This window comes from Bradyrhizobium sp. AC87j1 (assembly GCF_002936975.1).
Taxonomy (GTDB): Bacteria; Pseudomonadota; Alphaproteobacteria; order Rhizobiales; family Xanthobacteraceae; genus Bradyrhizobium; species Bradyrhizobium shewense.
This window is the reverse complement of the sequence record NZ_PTFE01000019.1, coordinates 1-20,888: the sequence shown is the minus strand read 5'-3', so window position 1 is coordinate 20,888 and position 20,888 is coordinate 1. Positions and strand designations below refer to the sequence as shown.

Annotated in this window: 19 protein-coding genes; 10 read left to right on the top strand and 9 right to left on the bottom strand. The window is 64.0% G+C overall.

Annotated elements, in window-relative coordinates; translation table 11 throughout:
- The first annotated feature begins 34 nt into the window (after positions 1-34).
- Positions 35-1,975, top strand: coding sequence for an AsmA family protein (locus CV770_RS12620; protein ID WP_201759828.1), 1,941 nt, complete (start codon positions 35-37; stop codon positions 1,973-1,975).
- Between the two features lie 115 nt (positions 1,976-2,090).
- On the opposite strand, the gene dctA is transcribed toward CV770_RS12620, so the two are convergent.
- Both dctA and CV770_RS12610 read right to left on the bottom strand, forming a co-directional pair.
- Complete coding sequence (gene dctA / locus CV770_RS12615) at positions 2,091-3,476, bottom strand: C4-dicarboxylate transporter DctA (RefSeq protein WP_104462568.1); 1,386 nt, start codon at positions 3,474-3,476, stop codon at positions 2,091-2,093.
- 68 nt (positions 3,477-3,544) lie between these two features.
- Positions 3,545-4,618, bottom strand: a complete 1,074-nt coding sequence (locus CV770_RS12610; protein WP_104462567.1) for a 4-oxalomesaconate tautomerase — start codon at positions 4,616-4,618, stop codon at positions 3,545-3,547.
- A gap of 118 nt (positions 4,619-4,736) precedes the next feature.
- On the opposite strand from CV770_RS12610, the gene CV770_RS12605 reads away from it, so the two are divergent.
- The 5 genes from CV770_RS12605 (at position 4,737) to CV770_RS12585 (ending at position 10,254) form a co-directional block, all read left to right on the top strand.
- Positions 4,737-5,717 carry a LysR family transcriptional regulator gene (locus CV770_RS12605; protein ID WP_091956465.1) on the top strand — a complete coding sequence of 327 codons (981 nt, stop codon included), beginning with the start codon at positions 4,737-4,739 and terminating at the stop codon, positions 5,715-5,717.
- A 229-nt stretch (positions 5,718-5,946) separates the two neighbouring features.
- Entirely contained in the window at positions 5,947-7,332 is a 1,386-nt protein-coding gene (locus CV770_RS12600) for an ABC transporter substrate-binding protein (protein WP_091956464.1), read from the top strand.
- A 95-nt stretch (positions 7,333-7,427) separates the two neighbouring features.
- A complete protein-coding gene (locus CV770_RS12595) occupies positions 7,428-8,300 on the top strand; it encodes a carbohydrate ABC transporter permease (protein ID WP_104462566.1) in 873 nt (290 codons plus the stop codon).
- Complete coding sequence (locus CV770_RS12590) at positions 8,297-9,148, top strand: carbohydrate ABC transporter permease (RefSeq protein WP_091956462.1); 852 nt, start codon at positions 8,297-8,299, stop codon at positions 9,146-9,148. Before CV770_RS12595 ends, CV770_RS12590 begins: the two co-directional genes overlap by 4 nt.
- Positions 9,149-9,261: 113 nt before the next feature.
- Entirely contained in the window at positions 9,262-10,254 is a 993-nt protein-coding gene (locus CV770_RS12585) for a hypothetical protein (RefSeq protein WP_104462565.1), read from the top strand.
- Here CV770_RS12585 and CV770_RS12580 read toward each other — a convergent pair whose 3' ends face one another.
- The 6 genes from CV770_RS12580 to CV770_RS12555 form a co-directional block, all read right to left on the bottom strand.
- On the bottom strand, positions 10,255-10,752 hold the full coding sequence (locus tag CV770_RS12580) for a DUF6622 family protein (protein WP_091956460.1): 498 nt from the start codon (positions 10,750-10,752) through the stop codon (positions 10,255-10,257).
- 16 nt (positions 10,753-10,768) lie between these two features.
- On the bottom strand, positions 10,769-11,581 hold the full coding sequence (locus CV770_RS12575) for an ABC transporter permease (RefSeq protein WP_091956459.1): 813 nt from the start codon (positions 11,579-11,581) through the stop codon (positions 10,769-10,771).
- 4 nt (positions 11,582-11,585) lie between these two features.
- On the bottom strand, positions 11,586-12,500 hold the full coding sequence (locus CV770_RS12570) for an ABC transporter permease (RefSeq protein ID WP_104462564.1): 915 nt from the start codon (positions 12,498-12,500) through the stop codon (positions 11,586-11,588).
- Entirely contained in the window at positions 12,497-13,669 is a 1,173-nt protein-coding gene (locus CV770_RS12565) for an ABC transporter ATP-binding protein (protein WP_104462563.1), read from the bottom strand. Before CV770_RS12565 ends, CV770_RS12570 begins: the two co-directional genes overlap by 4 nt.
- A gap of 74 nt (positions 13,670-13,743) precedes the next feature.
- Positions 13,744-15,204, bottom strand: coding sequence for a glycerol-3-phosphate dehydrogenase (locus tag CV770_RS12560; RefSeq protein WP_104462616.1), 1,461 nt, complete (start codon positions 15,202-15,204; stop codon positions 13,744-13,746).
- Positions 15,205-15,343: 139 nt separating this feature from the next.
- Positions 15,344-18,031: a sensor domain-containing protein gene (locus tag CV770_RS12555; RefSeq protein WP_104462562.1), complete on the bottom strand. Its 2,688-nt coding sequence runs from the start codon at positions 18,029-18,031 to the stop codon at positions 15,344-15,346.
- Positions 18,032-18,233: 202 nt separating this feature from the next.
- On the opposite strand from CV770_RS12555, the gene CV770_RS12550 reads away from it, so the two are divergent.
- Positions 18,234-19,337, top strand: coding sequence for an NAD(P)/FAD-dependent oxidoreductase (locus CV770_RS12550; protein WP_104462561.1), 1,104 nt, complete (start codon positions 18,234-18,236; stop codon positions 19,335-19,337).
- Positions 19,338-19,510: 173 nt separating this feature from the next.
- On the opposite strand, the gene CV770_RS12545 is transcribed toward CV770_RS12550, so the two are convergent.
- Positions 19,511-19,690, bottom strand: coding sequence for a YdcH family protein (locus CV770_RS12545; RefSeq protein ID WP_026201910.1), 180 nt, complete (start codon positions 19,688-19,690; stop codon positions 19,511-19,513).
- Positions 19,691-20,019: 329 nt separating this feature from the next.
- Here CV770_RS12545 and CV770_RS12540 point away from each other — a divergent pair, with 329 nt between their 5' ends.
- The 3 genes from CV770_RS12540 to CV770_RS12530 all read left to right on the top strand — a co-directional run bounded on the left by CV770_RS12540 (position 20,020) and on the right by CV770_RS12530 (position 20,842).
- Entirely contained in the window at positions 20,020-20,226 is a 207-nt protein-coding gene (locus CV770_RS12540; RefSeq protein WP_008546179.1) for a YdcH family protein, read from the top strand.
- Positions 20,227-20,348: 122 nt separating this feature from the next.
- Positions 20,349-20,567, top strand: a complete 219-nt coding sequence (locus tag CV770_RS12535; RefSeq protein ID WP_028140284.1) for a hypothetical protein — start codon at positions 20,349-20,351, stop codon at positions 20,565-20,567.
- Positions 20,568-20,590: 23 nt separating this feature from the next.
- The gene (locus CV770_RS12530) at positions 20,591-20,842 is read left to right on the top strand and encodes a hypothetical protein (protein ID WP_028140285.1); all 252 of its coding nucleotides are present in this window, start codon (positions 20,591-20,593) and stop codon (positions 20,840-20,842) included.
- The last annotated feature ends 46 nt before the right edge of the window (positions 20,843-20,888 follow it).

Here is a 20,888-nt window from a genome sequence, read left to right as displayed (position 1 = left end):
CAACGACCAACCCGATCAGGACATGCCATTGACCATGGCCCAAGGAATGAAGCGCCTCGGGACGCCGATCGCGGCGCTGCTCGGCGTCGCGCTGATCGCCCTGATCGCGACCTCATGGCTCATCAACCGCGACGCGCTGCGCAAGGCGGTCGAAGCGCAGATCCGCGACGTCACCGGGCTCGAGCTCAGTGTCGCGGGCGCAATCGACATCTCGGTGCTGCCGGCGAGCTACATCTCTTTCCGCGACGTCGGCCTCAAGGGCGGTGGCACCAGCGATCCCGCGCTCCAGGTCGACGTGCTCACCGCCAATCTGCGGCTGCTGCCTTTGCTGCTGCAACGGTTCGAGATCGCCGACCTGACGCTGCTGCGGCCGCGCATCCATGTCAGCCTGAAGCCGGACGGCCAGAGCAACTGGACGCCCTTCATCCAGACCATCGCGCGCACCATGAAGCCCGGGGCCGAGAACCAGGTCTCGTTCTCCGAAATCCGGATCCAGGACGGCGTGCTCGACTACCAGGACGCCGCCACGCACGGCACCGAGAAATTCGAGGACATCGACCTGTCGCTGGCCTGGCCCTCGATCTCGCGCTCCTTCGCCGCGACCGGACAGTTCGACTGGCGCGGCGAGCGTGTCGACGGCTCGATCAGCTTTTCCGATTTCGTCGCCGCCCTCTCCGGCGAGCGCTCGGGGTTGAAGGCGCGGATCGCCAGCGCACCGCTCAAGCTCGCTTTCGACGGCAGCGTCGCCAACCGCACCAGCCCGATGATGGAAGGGACGCTGACGATCGACAGCCCCTCCTTGCGCAACGCGCTACGCTGGACCGGGCAGCCGCAACCCGCCAGTGGCGGCTTCGGCCGCTTCGTGCTGAAGGCGCGCGCCAACGTCGTCGGCGCCTCGATCGCACTCACCAACGTCAATGTCGAGCTCGACGGCAACGCCGCCGAAGGCGTCATGACCTACGCAAATAACGGCCGGCAGACGCTGCAGGCGACGCTTGCCGCCGACGCGCTCGACTTCACTCCTTATATCTCCACCTTCCGCCTGCTCGCGAGCGGCGCGCGGGACTGGAACAGGCAGCTGTTCGATCTCAACGGATTGTCGACGACCGACCTCGACATGCGCCTGTCGGCAGCAAGGCTGACGGTGGGGCCGACCAGGCTCGGCCGCACCGCGATCGGCGCCAATTTGCGCAACGGCACGCTGGCGCTCTCGGTCGGCGAGGCGCAGGTCTATGGCGGCATCGCCAAGGGCTCGTTCGGCATCGCACGCTCCGACACCGTCGCCGACATCAAGGCACAATTCCAGTTCACCGACGTCGATCTCCAGGCCTGCGCCACCGAACTGTTCGGCCTCAGCAAGCTATCCGGTCGCGGCAACATCAACGTGTCGCTCTTCGCCTCGGGCTCGAGCCCGTTCGGCCTCGTGCAGTCGCTCGACGGCAGCGCCACCGTCACCGGTCATGACGGCGCGATCTCGGGCTTCAATGCCGAGCAGCTGCTGAAGCGCCTGGAGCGGCGGCCGCTGTCGGGCGGCGGCAATTTCCGCAACGGCTCGACGCCGTACAACAATCTCACCATCGCCGTGAAATTCTCCGATGGGGTCGCGACCGCCGAAGACATCCGTGTCGAAGGGCCGGCGGCGAAGATCACGCTCACCGGCACCGCCTCGGTGCCGACGCGCGAATACGACATGAAGGGCGTGGCGAGCCTCAACAGCACGTCGGGCTTCGAATTGCCATTCGTGGTGCAGGGCCCCTGGGACGATCCCCTGATCTTCCCCGATCCGGAAAGCCTGATCCGCCGCTCGCCGGCCTCCGCGCCGCTGCTCGACATGCTGAAGGACCGCAAGGGGGGCGACGCCGTGCGCTCCGCGATCGAGCGCATCACCGGCAGCGGAAAGCGTCCTCCACCGGCGGAATCGCCGACGGCGGAGAACGCCAAAGAGAACGCGAAGGAAAACGCCAAATCCAACTAGGCTGATCAACGCAGCCTTCGCGGATTTCGGTAGCCCGAGCTCAAGACGCTCGACATGCCGGCGACTTGCCAAATCCAAATCGAGTGGTGCGTCCGATTTCATCCCGGAGGTGGCGTTAAGCGGCCGATTGCGTCGTTGAAATCCAGGCCTTGTCCCCCTGCAGCACTGCTCCTCCACCGATCTTCGATCCGGCCGCGACCTTGAGAGAGCCACTTCCTCCCAGTTCGCGAGCCAACACCTCGCGGTCACAGGCGTCCTCCCACAGGGAAACGGTAATGGCTGCGACGCAGTTGCTGATCATACTGGTCAGCGCCCGCGCTTCCGACATGAAACGGTCGATGCCGACAAGCAGCGCCACGCCGGTCACCGGCAGATCCGGCATGACTGAGAGGGTTGCGACAAGCGCCACGAAGCCGCTGCCGGTGACGCCGGCCGCGCCTTTGGACGTCAGCAGCATCAGTCCGAGCATCGCCGCAATCTGCCCCCACGACAGGTGGATGTCGCAGGCCTGCGCGATGAAGATGGAAGCCAGGGTGAGATAGATGGCGCTGCCGTCCAGATTGAAGGAATATCCCATCGGCAACACGAGGCCGGACACGCCTTTCCGGCATCCGAGCTGCTCCAGCTTGCGCAGCGCTCCCGGCAGCGCCGGTTCCGACGATGACGTGCCGAGCACGATCAGCAGTTCTTCCTTGAAGTAGCGGATGGTCTTCCACAGGCTGAAGCCGTTCAGCCGCGCCAGCGTGCCGAGCACGACGACCACGAAGACGGAGCAGGCGATATAGAAGGTCAGGATCAGCAATCCGAGCGAGCCAATCGATCGAATGCCGTAGCGACCCACCGTGAACGCCATGGCTCCAAAGGCGCCGAGCGGCGCGAGCTTCATGACGAAGCCAAAGGACACAAACAGGACCTGAGAGAAGGAATCGACGGCCTTCGTCACCACGGCACCCCCATCGCCGGCGCGGCTCAAGCCAAAGGCGATCAGGATGGAGACCAGCAGGACCGGCAGCACTTCACCATCGGCAAACGCGCCAAAGAAGGAATGCGGGATGATGTGCAGCATGAAGTCCGCAAATCCGGTCGCACTCGCCTGCTTGGTGAATTTCGCAGCCACCGACGGATCCAGCGTGCTGACGGACACATGCATGCCGACGCCCGGCTGGATCAGCGACACGGCGACCAGCCCGGCCAGCAGTGCGAGCACCGTCAGCAGGTAGAACAGCGCCATGGATTTCACCAGCGTGCGGCCGACCTCGCGGGAATCGCTGATGCTGTTGATGCCGCTGACGATGGTGCAGAACACGATCGGCGCGATCATCATCTTGACCAGCTTGACGAAGCCGTCTCCAAACGGCTTCAACGCGGCACCGAACTCAGGCCAGAGGTGGCCGGTGAGGACGCCGAGCATGAGACCGATCAGCACCTGGACGTAGAGGATCCGGTAAAATGGTTTTCGCGCCTCACTGTTCTCGGGCCCGACCAGCGCTTGCTTCTGCATTCTCGTTTCTCCCATGGCTCTGATTTTTCATGGCTCTGATTTTTGAAGGCTTTGAAAGCGGTCCGGCTTCAGGCCGCCAGGACCGAATGAGGGACGTGCGATCGACGGGCGAAAACATGGCCCTCGAGAATTCGCCGGGCTGTCCGCTGCACCCGGGCAACCGGGCCGGACTCCAGCCGAACCACGAGCTGGCCGGAGGGATGGGCGAGCGTGATCGGCACCGGCGGTGCCAGCAATCCGACCATCTCTGCGGCGATCGTCCCGGGCGTCACACACGCGGTCGCGATCGCGACGGCGCCGGTCACCGCCAGCGCGCTATGGCAGTCGTGCGGCATGAAGTACCTGACGTTCAACGTCGCCCCGCTTGCGGGCGCGATCAGAACCGGCTTCGGAATCACCATTGACGCGGAATCCGGAAAACCCATCCGGCGTCCAGCCTCGATGCGCAAATGTTCGAGCCGCCCGCGGAAGGCGCCGTCGGCGAAGGCCGGAGGGGCCTCGCGGCCGGTCCATCCGAGATCGGCCGCGCGGACCAGCATGACGGGCATGGCTGCGTCGATGCAGGTCACGTCGATCCCTCCGATGCGGTCGACCGGACGTCCTGTCGGCAGCAGGCGACCGGTGCGTGCGCCGGCCGCGTTGGGGAACGACAGCTCGATGGGCGCGGCCGTTCCCGGTACACCGTCGATCCGCGCTTCGCCCTCATAGGTCACCCGTCCTCCGGGGGTGGCGACCGTCGCGTCGATCAGCTTGCCGGTATTGACATTGTGAATGCGTACATGGGTGCGATCTGCGGTAGCGGCGACGAGGCCGGCTTCGATTGCGAACGGGCCGACGGCCGCCAGCATGTTTCCGCAGTTCGGCGAGGTATCGACGATCCCTTCACGGACGCGCACCTGGGCGAACAGGTAGTCGACATCGGCGCCGGGCACCGATGGCGGTCCGATGATCGCGACCTTGTTGATCACGGCATTGCCGCCGCCGATTCCATCGATTCCGAGATCGTGCCCACCTCCCATCACCGACAACAGGACCGCGTCGCGCGAGCTGGGGTCTGCAGGAAGGTCGCGGGCCAGGAAAAACGGTCCGCGCGAGGTCCCACCGCGCATGACCACACAGGGAATGGCAATCTGATCGTTCATGATGTTCTTCCGTTCGGCGACATGTTCGCCTGAACGAGAGCATCCTCTCTCCGAACTCTTTTGTGAAATGCAAATATCTGAGGTATTATTTCGCTGACCGACATAATGGAGTCTTGCCATGAACGCAGAACTGCTCGACCTCAAGGCGTTCATCACCGTCGCGGAGATGGGCAGCTTCGTCCGGACCGCGAAGGCGCTGAACCTGTCACAGCCGGCGCTCAGCCGACGCATTCAGAAGCTGGAGGAGAGCCTTGGTGCGCCGTTGCTCGAACGGTCCACGCGCCACGTCAATCTCACCATGACGGGCCGCGACTTCCTGCCGAAGGTCCGCCGCCTCATCGACGAGTTCGAGACCTCAGTGCTCGCCATCCATGATATCGGCGCGCGAAGTTCGGGTTTGGTCTCCGTGGCCGCAGTGCCGACGGCGGTGTTCTATTTTCTTCCGCGAGCGATCGGCAGGTTTGCCGAAGCCTATCCGCGCATTCGCATCCGCATTCTGGACATCGGCGCCAACGAGGGATTGGAAGCGGTGGCGCGCGGAGAAGTTGACTTCGGCATCAATTTCATCGGCGCTTCGCATGCCGAAATCGAATTCGAGAAATTGGTCGAGGACCCTTTCGTCCTGGCCTGCCGTCACGACCATCCGCTGGCATCGCGCAAGCAGGTGAGCTGGTCGGAGATCGTGTCGCACCGGGTCATCACCGTCGGTCGCAACAGCGGCAATCGCGCGTTGATCGACAATGCGCTGGCGCGGCAGGGCCTGCAGCTGAACTGGTCCTATGAAGTCGCTCACCTCTCCGGCTCGCTTGGTCTGGTCGAAGAGGGATTGGGCATCGCCGTGCTGCCGAGGCTCGCGACGCCCGCCGCCGGTCATCCGATCATTCACACCGTTCGGCTGATCGAGCCGGAAGTGTCACGGACGATCGGAATCGTGCGCAGGCGCGGGGCGACGCTATCGCCGCATGCCAGCCAGTTTTTGAAGATGCTCCTCGAGGCATGGCGCTCTCCTTCTCGAGCCAGCGGGCATGGCAAGCCGCGGCCCCGATCCGCTGAGGCAAGTTCGAACACGATATCGACGGGTCTAAAGCGGAAACGCTGACGGCTCGCCAGAGCGGGACGAGACCGTTCCCCAAACTGGAGTTCCTCGCATGGCGCGAATTGATTGCCGCGAATTGATGCGGCGATTGGATCGATGCACGGGTTAAGCATCTCCGCAAGGCCCATCCCCACGACCTATGTCTGACAACATGCCGCTAGATCGAGCTAACGCCATGGGCTAGTGTTTTATACGACCGGTTAAAAACACCGGCCGTTTGAGGGAGAAAAACGTGAAATCCAAGGTTATTGGCGCAGTATCACTGGCGGTCGCTGCGGCCGGGCTGTTTGCAGCCGCTGCACCCGCATTTGCGCAGCAGAAGACGATCACGGTCTGGTGGGGCAAGGGCTTCTATCGCTCCGAAGACGACGCACTGATCGAGACCATCAAGAAGTTCGAAGCCAAGACCGGCATCAAGGTCGAATTGTCGCAATACGCAATCCAGGACATGATTCCGAAGACGGTCGCCGCGCTCGATGCCGGCACCGTTCCCGATGTCGCCTATTCCGACTCTTATGACGTCCAGGCGCAGGGCAAGTGGGCCTATGAAGGTAAGCTCGAGGATCTCTCCGACGTGATGGAGCCGATCAAGGGCCGGTTCGTGCAGAACACGCTGGATGCGTCGATCCTCTATAACGACGTCACCAAGAAGAAGGCCTATTACGGCTTCCCGCTGAAGCAGCAGAGCATGCACGTCCAGATCTGGAACGACATGCTGGAGAAGTCCGGCTTCAAGCTCACCGATATCCCGAACGACTGGACGGGCTACTGGACGTTCTGGTGCGACAAGGTGCAGCCGGGGATCCGCAAGGCCACCGGCCAGCGCATCTATGCCGTCGGCCAGCCGATGGGCGTGGAATCCACCGACGCCTTCCAGTCGTTCTACACCTTCATGGACGCCTACCACGTCAAGCTGGTCGACGACGACGGCAAGCTCACGGTCGACGATCCCAAGGTTCGCGAGAACCTGATCAAGGCGATGAAGGATTACACCGACACCTACATCAAGGGTTGCACGCCGCCATCCTCCACGACCTGGAAGGACCCCGACAACAACGTCGCGTTCCACAACAAGACCATCGTGATGACCCACAATTTCACGATCTCGATCGCCGCGAAGTGGTTCGAGGACTCCCAGAACCAGGCGCTCACGCCCGAGCAGCGCGAAGCCGGCAAGAAGGCCTACGAGCAGGACATCGTGACGGCGTCCTTCCCGAAGGCGCCGGATGGTTCGACCATCCGCTACCGCTCCGACGTCAAGACCGGACTGGTCTTCACCGCGGCCAAGAACAAGGCCGAGGCCAAGCAGTTCATCAGCTTCCTGCTCCAGGAAGAGAACGTCCGTCCCTACATCGAGGGCGCGCTCGGCCGCTGGTTCCCGGTGACGAAGGAAAGCCAGGAAAGCCCGTTCTGGCAGGCTGACAAGCACCGCAAGGCCGTCTACACGCAGTTCAAGGGCGGCACCGCGGCGTTCGACTTCACCAAGAACTGGAAGTTCACGATCCTTAACAACGAGAACGTGTGGGCGAAGGCGATGAATCGCGTCGTCAGCGAGAAGGTTCCGGTCGACAAGGCCGTCGACGAACTGATCGCCCGCATCAAGCAGGTCGCGGGCTAAATCATCCTTTCCCTCTCCCCGCTGTGCGGGGAGAGGTGTAAGAACAACACCGGCCGCGTTTCGCGGCCGGCATCTCTTTGAAGAGTCCGAAAAGAATGGCGATCACGCTCTCTGGCGATCAGGCAATGCCCGCCCCGCCCCTGTCGTCACGGCTGACCCCGGCGCAGGTCTGGGGCATCGTGCTGCCCGCGCCCTATTTGCTCGTTTTCCTCGCCTTCGTCGTCTATCCCGTCTGCTACGGGCTTTGGCTGGCGCGCGCCCCGGCAAACTATGTCGCGCTCTACAACGATCCGATCTTCGCGCGCGCCGCGGTCAACACGCTGATCTTCCTGGTCATCGGCATCAACGTGAAGATGCTGATCGCGCTGTTCCTGTCCGGCTTCTTCGCGGTGCAGCGCACCTGGATCAAATGGCTCTCGGTGATCTTCATTCTGCCCTGGGCGGTGCCGTCGATCCCGACCATCCTGTCGGTGCGGTTCATGCTCAATCCCGAATGGGGCGTGATCAACCACCTCATCTTCTCCTTGACCGGCGATGACGGCCCGAACTGGCTGAACGACCCGACCGTGGCGCTAACCATGGCGATCGGCGTGCACATCTGGAAGTCGCTGCCGTTCTGGACGCTGATCCTGATCACCGGCCGCCTTGCGATCCCGCACGATCTGTTCGAGGCCGCCGAGGTCGACGGCGCGAGCTGGTGGCAGAAATTCCGCTACATCACCTGGCCGTCGATGCAGACGCTCTACATCACCTGCACGCTGCTCTCGATGATCTGGACGCTCGGCGACTTCAACAGCGTCTATCTGCTCACCGGCGGCGGCCCGGCCGACCTCACGCATGTGCTGGCGACGCTCGGCATCCGCTATCTCCGGCTCGACCAGCTCAGCCTGGCCATGGCGTCGATCGTCTGCGCAATGCCGTTCGTCCTGCCGCTCGTGTACTTCATGATGAAACGGTTGTCGCGATGAAGCTCCCCACCCTGCGCGAAGTCGCAACCGAAGCGCGGTTGCTGCTGATCGGCATTCCCGTCTTCCTCTGGACGATGATTCCGATCTACCATATGTTCCTGTTCGCGATCTCGCCGAAGGAGGACGCATTCTCCGGCAAGCTGTGGCCGGACCATCCGACGCTGCACAACTTCGAAATCGTGTTCAAGCAGCAGCACTACTTCCTGCGCGACTTCTACATCCAGTTCTGGAATTCGCTGGTGATCGCCGCCTCTGTCGGCGTGCTGACGCTGTTCATCGCGACTGCCGCTGCGTTCTCGATCTCCCGGCTGAAGGTGCCGGGCGGACGCGCGGTGATGAACCTCGCGCTCTTCACCTACTTCATTCCGGCGGCGTTCCTCGCCGTGCCGATGTACCGCACCATGGGCAATTACGGCCTGCTCAACAATCACTGGTCGCTGATCCTGGCCATGGTAACGATTGCGAGCCCCTACGCGATCTGGGTGCTCAAGCAGGCCTCCGACAAGCTGCCGGTCGAGCTGGACGAGGCCGCCGTGATGGACGGCGCGACGACGCTCCAGATCTTCCGCCTGGTCTATCTGCCGCTGATGATGCCCTCGCTGGTCGCGATCGGCACTTATGCGGTGCTGCTGGCCTGGAACGAATATCTCTACGCGTTCCTGCTGCTGTCGAACGACCGCGAGATCACCCTCCCCGTCGCGCTCGGCAACTTCCTCGCCGCCGACGACTCGCCGTGGGAGCTGTTGATGACGACCGGCTTCATCTATGCGCTGCCGCCGGCCGCGATCTACTATGCCTTCCGCCGCTACATGGTGGGCGGGCTCACGGCAGGTGCGGTGAAGTCCTGACGCGACAGGACGCATCGAGTCGCCGCAAGCAGGACGTTCGAGCGACAACGTGGACAATTGCGGGTTGTCCACGCCTGCTCTAACCTCCGTGCCCCAATGCAGGGCACGGCATCATGCGCAGCAACGACGCGATCCATCTCGGCCTGATGCTGCTGGCGCTCGCGGCAGCCTATCTGATGCCGTTCGAGCTGTTGCTGCTGGCTTATGTCGTGCTCGGCCCGGCGCACTACTTCACCGAGATTTCGTGGCTGCACGACCGCAGCTACTACCTGCCACATCGCGGGATTGCGGCAGCCCTCGCAATCATCGCCGTGATCGCGGCCCTGATCGACAACGCCTCCTGGTTCGGTTTTGCGATGTGGGGCGCGCTGATCGTCTGCGCCATGCTAGCGGCCACCACCTCGGCGATCGAGAGCATGCTGCTGTTCATGACGGCGATCGCGCTGTCCGCGCTCATGTATTCGAGCGGATCCTCGCTCGCCGTGATCGGCATCCTGATTCCGACCCTGATCCACGTCTCGCTGTTCACGCTGATCTTCATGGTGCTCGGCGCGCACCGATCCGGCAGCCGCGTCCAGGCTGCGCTGGTGGCTGTCTACCTCATCGCGATTGCTACGATCCTGCTGCTGCCGCCAACCGCTGAAATCCGGATCGCAAGCTTTGCCCGGGTCGGACAGGATTATTTCGGCAATGTCGGCCCGGCGCTCAGCCGGCTGTTCGGCGTGCCCGGCCTCGTCCTCGACACCAGGCTGACGAGCCTGCTGGCCTTCGTCTACACCTATCATTACCTCAACTGGTTCATCAAAGCCGACGTGATCCGCTGGACCGCAGTCCCGAAGGCGCGGCTGGCGGCGATGGCCGCCGCCAGCGCAGCTTCCACCGCGCTCTATTTCTACGACTACGCGTTCGGTTTCACCTTCCTGCTGGCGCTGAGCCTGATCCATATCCTGCTGGAATTTCCGCTCGACGCCCTGGCGCTGCGGCAGCTCGGGGCGGCAGTGCAGGGCGCAGTGCGCGCGCGGTATGCCGCCCCCGTCGCAGCCACCGCAACGCGGCCGCGCCCCACAGGCACCAGAGGCTCGAAACGTCCGCCCCGGTCGCGCTGATTATCCGAGGGCGCGCTTTCGTCGATAGGCAATCACCAGCGCGATCGTCGAGCCGATGAAGTAGCCGGCGGTCGCGCCCGAGACGGCGCGGCCGAACATCATCGCAAATGCACGGTCGGCCGCGTCTATCGCCGAGATCACGCCGACCGCATATTGCAGCGAGAACACGACAAGGTTGCGGATCAGGGCAAACGCGCTGCCCGGGCGGATCATCTCACCTGTCTTGTGATCGACGTCGAAAGGACGCGGCGTCAGCACGCCCAGCGGCAGCAGTGCCAGCGCGGCCGCGATCCACGCCATCAGCGGCCACGCACTGCCCTGAGGCCCGAAGCCGATCCGGGACACCCCCCAGACGATGAACACGACCGGCAGGATCAGCGCACGCCAGATCGGCGTCGTGCGTGGCTGCATCGATTGGATACCCTGCCAGACGAGATAAGCGAGCAAGATCCAGACCCAGAGCGGCGTATGGGTCAGGATCTGGTAGGCCATCGTCATGGTCGCCCTCCTCGGCTTACAGCGGCGCCGCGCTCTCGCCCTGCGAGCTCGACAGTTTTGAGGCGAGCGAGGCGATCACGATGACCACCGCGATCAGGGCGATCACCAGCGTGCAGATCGCGTTGATCTCCGGCTTCACGCCCAGCCGCACCTCGGAATAGATCCGGATCGGCAAGGTCGCCGAGCCCGGCCCGGTCGTGAAGCTCGCGATGACGAGATCGTCCAGCGACAGCGTGAAGGCCAGCATCCAGCCCGCGACGATCGCGGGAGCGATCAACGGCAGCGTCACCGAAAGAAAGGCGCGCACCGGGTCGCAGCCAAGGTCCATCGCCGCCTCCTCCAGCGAACGGTCGAGCGAGCCGAGGCGGGACTGCACGACCACGGCGACGAAACACATCGTCAGCGTGGTATGGGCGATCGTCACCGTCCAGAAGCCGCGCTCGGCGTTCAGCGCGACGAACAACAACAGCAGCGACAAGCCCGTGATCACCTCGGGCATTACCAGCGGCGCGTAGAGCATGCCGGAGAACAGCGTACGGCCGCGGAAGCGCTCGCCGCGCGACAATGCGACCGCGGCGAGCGTGCCGAGCAGCGTGGCGATGGTCGCGGAGGAGACCGCAACGCGAAAGCTCATCCAGGCCGCCTCGATCATGGCGCGGTCATTGAAGAACTCGTGATACCAGCGCAGCGACCAGCCGCCCCACACCGTCACCAGCCGCGAGGCATTGAAGGAATAGATGACGAGAATGAGGATCGGCAAATAAAGGAACGCCAGCCCCAGCGCGAGCGAGGCGACGTTGAAACGGGACAGGCGTGAGACCTTGCGCATCGCGTCAGCGCCCGTGTTCCAGCTGCCGCTTCTGGAGCCGCTCATACAGCAGCAGCGGCACCAGCAGCACCACCAGCAGCACGATGGCGGCGGCAGAGGCGACCGGCCAGTCCTTGTTGGTGAAGAATTCGAGCCACAGGGTCTGGCCGATCATCAGCGAATTGGAGCCGGCCAGAAGGTCCGGAATGACGAACTCGCCGACGATGGGAATGAAGCACAAGAGCACGCCGGCACCGACGCCGGGCAGCGACAACGGGAAGGTGACGAGCCAGAACACCTGCCATGGCGGCGCGCCAAGATCGGAGGCCGCCTCCTCCAGCGCTGGCTCCATCTTGGCGAGCGTGGCGTAGAGCGGCAGGATCATGAACGGCAGATAGGAATAGACGATGCCGATATACATCGCGCTGTCGGTGGAAAGCCAGACCACGGGCTGGCTGACCAGGTGCAGACCCAGCAGGATCTGGTTCAGCAGGCCGTCGTGCTGGAGGATGTTGATCCAGGCATAGATGCGGATCAGGAACGAGGTCCAGAACGGCACGATTACCAGCACCATCGCCACCGCCTGCCAACTCTTCGGCAGCCGCGCCATGCCGTAGGCGATGGGATAGCCGATCAGCAGCAGCAGCGCAGTCGCGGTCAGAGCGACGGTGAGGCTGCGCACATAGGCGAACACATAGATGTCGTCGGAGACGAGCAGTTTGAAATTGTCGATCGAGAGTGCGGCAAAGCCCGTCTTGAGCGCATCCCACCCCGCCATCAGGTCGAATACCGGTTCGTAAGGCGGCTGCGCGATCGCCGTCTGCGACAGGCTGATCTTGAGCACGAAGGCGAACGGCACCAGGAAGAACAGCGCCATCCAGACATAGGGCGTGATCGCGGCAAAGCGCGCTGGGCGCGCGAAGATGCGGCGGGAGCTCATGACGGCAGCACCACGCAATCATCGGGCGTGAACCAGGCGACGATTTGCTGGCCCACGCTATAGGCGTCGACGTCCAGACGCGCGCTGTTGGCGACAGAGGCCCGGACGATTCCGCCGGTATCGAGCTTCACTTTGTAGGTGGTGGTGCCGCCACGATAGCAGATGTCCGCGATCACGCCGTCTATGCTGTTGATCGTGGTTTCACGACCGACTTCGCTCACCGGGGCGCGGCGCGACAACTTGATCTTCTCGGGACGAATCGCGATCGAGAATTTTCCCGCACCGACCGGTTCGCGCGGCTCGGCCACCACCAACGTACCCGCATCACGCGTGCCAATGACCAGACGATGACCGTCGCGCAATCTGGTCTCGCCGTCGAACACATTGACGTCGCCGACGAACTCGGCGATCCAGCGCGAGCGCGGCGCTTCGTAAAGTTCGCGGGGGCTAGCGACCTGAGCAAGCCTGCCGGCGTTCATCACGCCGATCCGGCTCGCCATCGTCATGGCTTCCTCCTGGTCGTGCGTGACGACGATGAAGGTCATGCCGAGACGGCGCTGCAGCTCCATCAGCTCGCCTTGCGTATTCTCGCGCAGCTTCTTGTCGAGCGCCGCGAGCGGCTCGTCGAGCAGCAACAGTTGCGGGCGGCGCGCCAGTGCGCGGGCAAGCGCGACGCGCTGGCGCTGGCCGCCGGAAAGCTGGTCCGGCCTGCGCTTCTCGAGCCCTTCGAGCTTCACCAGGGCGACCATCTCGGCCACACGGGCGGCGATGTCGGCGCGCGCCATGCCGGCGCGCTTCAGGCCGAAGGCAATGTTGTCGCGCACCGACAGATGCGGAAACAACGCGTAATTCTGGAACATCATGTTGATCGGGCGCTCATGCGGCAGCGCCTGCGCGATGTCCTTATCCCCGAGCAGGATGCGCCCCTCGTCCGGCGCCTCGAAGCCGGCGAGCATGCGCAGCAGCGTGGTCTTGCCGCAGCCGCTCGGGCCGAGCAGCGCAAAGAACTCGCCGGCCTTGATGTCGAGCGAGACGCCATCCACGGCGCGGAAGGTGCCAAAGGTTTTGGCAACGCCCTCGATGCGCAGCAGCGGCTGGCCCGCCGCAGGATGCGCATCTCCGCCGGCCGCATCAGCCGCGGCCCCTGTTCTGGGCAACTCGTCCCTCATGATCCTGCCAACCCCGATTCCGCCGCACGCTAGCGGCCGATCGTCCCCAGCTCAACCGTGCCGGGGGAGATCGTTCACATCACATTCGCCATGAACGCCGCCAGCGCGTCGCGGTCCGCCGCAGGCATGGTCAAGCCCAGCTTGGAGCGGCGCCACAGGACGTCCTCGGGGAAGCGCGCCCATTCGCGGGCCATCAGATAACGCACCTCGGCACCGGTCAGCTCGGGGCCGAACACCGGGCCAAGTTCGTCGCGGGTCTTCGCCTCGCCTAGCACAGCCGGCAATCGCGTCCCATAAGCCCCGACCAGACACTGCGCCTCGGGCTCCGACAGAAAGCGCCAGCGGTCGCGCGCGAGGTCGACTTCGGTGTCGAAACGGTCCCAGGCAAAATCTCCGCCGGGCAGCGCGGCGCCGGCAGTCCAGGGCGGCGACATCGGATAGAACGGCGTCAGCTTCGTCACCGCCCACTCCGCGCGCAGGCGCGAGGTGGTGACGTCGCCGCCGAACATCGTGAGCAGCGGCGCCTTGCGCCGGCGCGCATGGAACAGCATCGTGCCGTCGCGGCCGCGCGCGGACGCCAGCGTCAGGTTGACGCCGGAGACCGTCCGGACCACGTCGGTCGGGGCGACGCGCTCACGAAAATAGCGGCTCGCCGCTTCGCAGAGATAGCCGACGTCGGCCCCCGGCATCGCCACAATTGCGGGATCGCCGGTGAAGGCGTGTGTGACCGTGCCGATCAGCGTGAAGTCGCGCTCGAAGGGCCGGGCAAAGATCAGCCGCCCATCATTGTTCTGAAAGACGTACACGTTCTCGGAATCGAACAGCCTGGGCACGATGATCTGGCTCATCTGAGTGGCCGCCATCGCGGGCTGCGGCTGCCGCAGCACGGTCTCAGCGACCATTGGCGTCCAGCCGCCGGTGGCGTTGGCCAGCGCCCGCGCCGTGACCGTGCGGCGGTGGCCGCGATCGACCACCGCGAGCCGCCATGTGTCGGTTCTGTCCGCACGGACACAACGCGCACCAGTCCGGATCGCCGCCCCATGCTCAGCGGCATCCAGTGCCGTCAGCACGACGAGGCGAGAGTCATCGACAACGCAGTCCGAATATTCGAAGGCCGTGCCGAACGGGCGCTTCAGCGCATTGCCGACCGGATGATGCGTGATGTCGAGGGTGGCCGATGGCGGCAGGCCGCCCCGGTTCGTGAGACCGTCATAGACATACAGGCCGGCGCGCAGCAGCCATGGCGGCCGCTCGTCGGAATGCGCGGGGATCACGAAGCGCATCGGCCGGACCAGATGCGGCGCGATCCGGAGCCAGATCCGGCGCTCGGCCAGGGCCCGGCGCACCCGCCGGAACCTGCGCCGCTCCAGCACCGACAGATCGCCGTGGATCAGCCGCGGTGTTGCCGAGGAAGCCGCGCCGCCGAGATCGCCCTGCTCGAACAGGATCACCCGCAGGCCGCGGCCTGCCGCATCGCGCGCGAGGCTGACACCGTTCAGGCCGCCGCCGATGATCGCGAGATCGTAATCCGCCATGAAGCCGTCGAATGGGAGCAAAGCGCCCCATCATCACTAGAGCCATTTCCGTTCCGATGAAATCGGAACGGGGCTCTAGATTCCTACTCTGACGGTTTTTTCTTGACGCGAACCGGCGTCCACTTCGCTCGAAAAAGCTCTAACCGGTCTTGAGCGCAAGCTCCATGACTTCAGCGCGGCCGACCAGCCCCGCATATTTCCCGATCGGCAGGGGCTTGCCAAGCAGATAGCCTTGCACGCCGTCACAGCCCTCCTTGGCGAGGAAGGCGAGTTGCTCGACCGTCTCGACGCCCTCGGCGATGATCGACATCTCGAGGCCGTGGCCGAGATCGATCACCGCGCGAACGATCGCAGCCGATTGCGGGTTGCGGCCGAGATTGGTGATGAAGGCCCGGTCGATCTTGATCTTGTCGAAAGGGAACGCCTGGAGATAGCTCAGCGAGGAGTAACCGCTGCCGAAATCGTCCATGGAGATACGCACGCCGAGCGCCTTCAGGCGGCGCAGCAGCGCGAGGCCCCTGTCGAAGTCCTCGATCAGCACGCCCTCGGTGATCTCCAGCTCGAGCCGGCCGGGTGCCAGGCCGGTCTCGATCAGGATCGAATGGACGAGGCCAACCACGTCGCCGTGCATGAACTGCGCCGGCGACAGATTGACCGCGACCTGGAGCGGCTTCGGCCAGGACGCCGCCTCGCGGCAGGCCTGGCGCAGGATCCACTCGCCCATCTCGACGATCAGGCCGCTCTCCTCGGCGATCGGGATGAATTCGGCCGGCGAGACCTGGCCGCGCACCGGATGCTGCCAGCGCGCCAGCGCCTCGAAGCCGATGATCTCGCTCTCGGCGACGCTGTGGCCGGCGGCGCCCTGCGGCTGGAAGGCAAGCGAGAGCTCGCCGTTCTTGATGGCCACCGACAGGTCCTGGTGCAGCACGCGGCGGTCGCGGATCTGCTGGTCCATCTCGGGCTGGTAGAGGCTGATCGTGCCGCGCGACTTCTGCTTGGCGCGGAACAGCGCCGCACCGGCATTGGCGAGCAGCGAGGCGCCGTCAGTGCCGTTGTGCGGGAAGATCGACATGCCGGTGGTGACGCCGGCGCGGACCGGCCGGCCGTCGATCTGGAAGTCCTTGGCGACGGCGTCGCCGATCTGCTGCGCCAGCGCAAGACCTGCGTCCGGCTGCTTGCCGTCGATGATCAGGCCGAATTCGTCGCCGGACAGGCGCGCCACCACGCCGCCACGGGCGGAGTCCTGGAGCCGCTGGGCCACCTCGATCAGGAGCTTGTCGCCGAGCGCATGACCGAAGACGTCGTTGACCTCCTTGAGGCCGTCGAGGTCGACGCAGAGGACGGCGAACTCCTCGCCGGTGCCTTCGCAGGCCTCGATCATCTGGGTCAGCGCCTGAAGGAAGGCGGCGCGGTTCGGCAGATCGGTGAGGCCGTCGTGATAGGCCATGTGCGCCATGCGCGACTCGGTCTGCCGGCGGTCGGTGACGTCCTCGTGGGTCTTGATCAGGTATTGCGGCTCGCCGGAATCGCCGAGCACGGTGGCGCGGCGGGTCAGGAACAGCCGCAGGCCGTCCTTGGTGGAGATCGGATGCTCCTCGGTGATCATCCCACGTTTCTTGATCGCGGCCTCGTCGCGCGCGATGATCAGCTTGGCTTCCTTGGGGTTGAAGATGTCGGACGCGGTCAGGCCCGTGGCCTCCTCGCGCCGGCGGTTGAGGATCGTCTCCGCGCTGCGATTGGCGAGCAGATAGCGGCCGTCCTTGACCTGCTCGACGATCAGCGCCACCGGGATGTTGTCGACCACGAGCTCGAGGAATTTCTTGGTGCTCTCCAATTCCTGCGACAGCGACCGGCGGTCGGTGATGTCCTCGAACACCAGCAGCAGAAACTCGGGCTTGTTGCTCTCGTTGCGAACCACGATCCGGATCGAGGCGACCATGCGCCGCTCGCCGCCGCGGTCGACCTCGAACTCGTTGCGGAACTGGCCGTCCGGGGAGTTGAGCGCCGCCCGGTCGGTCGCCTCGATACTGGCTGCCGAGACCGGCGCAAACAGCTCGCGTGCGTTCTTGCCGACGGCATGATCCCGCGAGAGCCCCCAGAACCGCTCATAGGCGCTGTTGGCGAAGATGTAGCAGCCGTCCTCGATGTTCTTCGCGGCCACGCAGGCCGGCACATGGTCCAGCACCGATTCCAGGAATTGCTTGGTGGAAGCGAGCTGTCGCGACAGCTTGCGCTGCTCGCTGACATCCAGATGCGTCGCCACCGAGCCGCCGTTCGGCAGCACGAAAAACTTCACCAGGATGGCTCGCCCGTCGGGCAGCTCGGTGATCAGGCCGTTGTGGCTCGCCGCCTTCTCGTAGAATTCATCGTCGGAGATGCCGCCGAGCACCCCGCGCTTGCGCCTGAGATCGAGAAGCTCATGGCCGTCCATATTGGCCCAGAGTTCCGACCGCATCAGGCCGTAGAGATCGAGATAGCGGTCGTTGCAGAAGATGATGCGGCGCTGCGCATCCGTCATCACCACGCCCTGATTGAGATTGTTCATGGCGGAGGAGACGAAGGCGTTGCGCCGCAACTGCAAACGCCTGGTCCGGCGCAGCGAGGAATGGATCCACAGCACGATTGCGGCGAGGAACGCGCAGACGACGATGCCCGCGATCAGGACTTCCCAGACGACGTTGGGATCGAGTTGACCGAGATAGCTCGGCGCGGCGAAGCTGTCCGACAGCGCAAAGGCGCGCGCGGGCGCAACCGTGCCGGCCAGGCACACAACGGCCTGCACAGCAATCGGAAGCGTGCTGCCCTCGTGCCAGTTCTTCTCAGCCATCAGCCACCCGCGATTTCAACGTCGGATTGTCTGGCTTCACGCGTTTGGATCGGGTAAACGCCTGTACGCGCAACAGAAAAATGTGACGTGAAATGCGGCAATTGCCCTGACATGATAAATTCTTCCTTAACGGAAAATGGCCCCGCGGCATTCTCTCCAGGCCTGATGCCACCGGCGCCTCCAGCGGACCTCCTGCACAACCATGGATAAGGTCGATTGCGTCGTCATCGGAGCCGGCGTGGTCGGGCTCGCGGTGGCTCGAAAGCTTGCGCAGGCCGGACGCGAGGTCATCGTGCTCGAAGAGGCCGAGGCGATCGGCACCATCACCTCCTCGCGCAACAGCGAGGTGATCCATGCCGGCATCTACTATCGCGCCGGGAGCTGGATGGCGCGCATGTGCGTCGACGGCAAGCACGCGCTCTACCGCTACTGCGCCGAGCGCGGCATCCCGCACAAGAATTGCGGCAAGCTGATCGTCGCGACCAGCCCGCAGGAGACCGAGAAGCTGCAATCGATCAAGGCGCATGCCGAGGCCAATGGCGTGCTCGACATGCAGCAGCTCACGGGCGACGCGGCACGCGCGCTGGAGCCGGCGCTGGCCTGCGACGCCGCGCTGCTGTCGCCATCGACGGGCATCATCGACAGCCACGCCTACATGCTCTCGCTGCGCGGCGAAGCCGAAGAATCCGGCGCGGCTTTCGCGTTTCATACCCCGCTGATCCGCGCCAAGGCGGCAAACGGCCTGATCGAGATCGACGCCGGCGGCGAGGCGCCAATGACGCTGCAATGCAGCCTCCTCGTCAACGCCGCGGGGCTCTCGGCGACCAATGTGGCGCGCAACATCGACGGCATGCCGCTAGACCGAATTCCGCGCGCCTATCTCGCCAAGGGAAATTACTTCAGCTGCAATGCCAAGGCGCCGTTCTCGCGCCTGATCTACCCGGTGCCCGAACCCGGCGGGTTAGGAGTGCATTTGACGCTGGACATGGCAGGCCAAGCGCGCTTCGGCCCTGACGTCGAGTGGATCGAGACGATCGACTACGAGGTCGACCCGTCACGCGCCGAGCGGTTCTACCCGGCGATCCGCAAATACTGGCCGACGCTGCCTGACGGCGCGTTGATGCCGAGCTATTCGGGTATCCGGCCGAAGATCGTACCGCCCGCGGTGGCCACGCAGGACTTCCTGATGCAGGGCCCGCGCGATCACGGCGTCGCTGGCCTGATCAATCTGTTCGGCATCGAATCGCCGGGACTGACGTCGTCGCTCGCGATCGCAGATCACGTCGCCGAGCTCGCAGACATCTGAAGCGTTTTCGAGCGACGTGGATATCAGTTCGCGGCAAGACTACGCGTTGCGACAAAAACCAAACACCGCGCAAACTTCCTGCACGGTTTCGCACCTTGCTGCAGGGATGAGCGCAAAAGCTCTCACCCCTGCGGGATAAGGGTACGTTCAACTCTACGCTGTTACGGGGGTTACTAGTGGAGCGTGTCGCCGTGCCTCAGACGCTCGATCTGGTCCTTGACCATCAACTTCCGGCGCTTCAACTCAACAATTTGCAGGTCGTCTGTTGAAAGGTGCACGAGAGCTTCGTGCAATTCGTTTTCGAGAAGTTTGTGCTTCCGCTCCAATTCAACGAGATGTGCCTGAATTGTCATTCGAAACCTCCTCGGTAGGGTTGAACCTCAGGATTCGATCCGGACACCGAAGTGTACATCAGCGATTCGTTCTGTCGATGGGTAACCGCCGGCGCAGCTTCATTTTTGAAAATTCATATGTAACGAAGCGTGAGTAAAGGAACCGCGCGGGAAAAATCCATGATATCAATGCGCTTGCGCAGCGCCGCAGCGATCAGCGGAAATATGTCGCTGGAGATCGGCGAACGATGGTCGCAGATCGCTTGCGATCACGCCGCGCAAGGACGATAATTTCCACAGGGCATCCACAGCCTTAATCCCACGCCTATCGGTTTTCGGCCACCGCAGACATGACCAATGAAGACGAGCGTGAGCTCGAAGCCGAGCTCACCCGGTTGCAGCAGGAACACCGAGATCTCGATGCGGCGATCGATGCACTGCATCAATCGCCCGCCCCCGACCTATTGCGGTTACAGCGCCTGAAGAAGCGCAAGCTGTTGTTACGAGACCGCATCGCGTTCATCGAAGACCAGATCACCCCCGACATCATCGCCTGACCTGCGATCCGGTTTTCCCTCGCGCGGATGAATCCGCTTGACTCCAAAAGAACAAAATAGGAACATTTGAGGACCCCAGCGCCCCCAGAAAACGCCCAGGACAACTGACAAGGACAATGCAGATGTCGACAGCCGCCCTTCTCGACAACAGCCATTATGAACAGGCCTGCGATCAGGCGATCGCGATGTGCGACGGCAATCTGCGCAGCACCATCAAGGCGCTGATCATGGCCAACGAATATCTGGAGGCCGAGCTGGAGGAATTGCAGGCGGCGATTTCCGCCGGCTGCATTCCGGACACCTCGCGCAGCAAGATGCGGAGCAAGAGCAGCGCCGCCTGAACCGTCAGCTATCGGAGCCGACCATGCCCGACGTCACCTACTACGTTGCATTGCCCTTCCTGATCGACGAGGACGGATCGCCGGTGGCGGGCGCTGCCGAGGAATGCCAGACGTCGGCTGCCGCCCTGCGTCGTGCGGAAATGCTGGCGCACGGCGCCGGCCATATCGGCGCCGTCGCCTTCAGCCGCAGCGGCGATCCCCTGACCGGCGAGTTTGGCGACGCCAAATTGCTGCGGAAATTCGGTAACGTACCGCCAGATCTCAGCGCGCTTTAGCTGCCGCCCAGCCTGACCCGCGGCTCGTGCCGCCGGTGCGCCTTGC